The 947-nt window shown below is 55.3% G+C and carries 1 protein-coding gene; it reads right to left on the bottom strand.

Annotation, left to right across the window (positions count from 1 at the left end):
- Window positions 1–563: 563 nt before the first annotated feature.
- Entirely contained in the window at window positions 564–860 is a 297-nt protein-coding gene (locus KYE_RS05175; protein WP_008171112.1) for a hypothetical protein, read from the bottom strand.
- Window positions 861–947 lie beyond the last annotated feature (87 nt).

The raw sequence follows: 947 nt of genomic DNA on the forward strand, positions 1-947 counted from the left end.
AACGCGAAGCTTAGCGGCGCCCTTGTAATGGAGGCGAAGCCGCAATGAAAAGGGCGTCCGGCGGCCATCGGCCGCGTACTACAGCGACTGGTTAGTGGCAGGTAATGACACTGCCGGCTCCCTGGCACTGACCTTGACGGCCTACTCCGTAACCCGGCACCGACATGAGCCGATGCACTCTGTTTGAAACACCGCCAATGATGCGGTGAATGAACCTGAACTCAAAGGTAGCAGATCCAGACCCAATTTTCGGCGGACGACCCCACACGGTGAACACCGAATTTCCCGCCAAAACTCTTGCTTACTGATGCAACCAAACCGAACGCGGATTCGGACGGCCTTGGTGCTCACCAGAATATGCGGGTTTGGCAACCAAGCACGGCACCAAGGCCACTGGCACACCGCAGCCCAAAAGGACCGAAGCCACAGCCACTAACGCCAATATTCAGCGGCGGCCTTTGCGTAGCGAAGCGGAGAAAAGGCCGTCCGGTGGAGGGCCGTTAGGCCCGTAACGTACTGGAATGACTGGTTAGCACTGCTCAACTGAACACCTGCGGCTAAAGTCAAAATGGTAATCCGTCTTCGTCTTCTGTTGCATCTAATTCGGTAGACGGCTCTGGGCCAAAAAGTGCGTCTTCAACTGGCATCAGCTCCCACAACTCGTTCTGATGGAGCCAGATCGGATCAGCATTCTCCTGGATGAACTGATCTACAGGCATACCATCCACGGTTGGTGGCCGCTTGATTCTGACTTGCTTACCGTTCATAAAGACCCACTGGTACTTCCTTTGCCGCTCTGCCTTCGCGGCTTTCTTTGCTCTCTTTTGAGCCGGAGTGAGCTTTTTCTTAACCTTTGCCATATCTGAACTTTTTGGTGCTAACGCTTTTGTTTAGCGGCGACTACGGAGCGCAGCGTAGTAGGCGTCCGGTGTAGGGCCGTCGGCCCG

The organism is Marinobacter manganoxydans MnI7-9 (assembly GCF_000235625.1).
GTDB classification, from domain to species: domain Bacteria; phylum Pseudomonadota; class Gammaproteobacteria; order Pseudomonadales; family Oleiphilaceae; genus Marinobacter; species Marinobacter manganoxydans.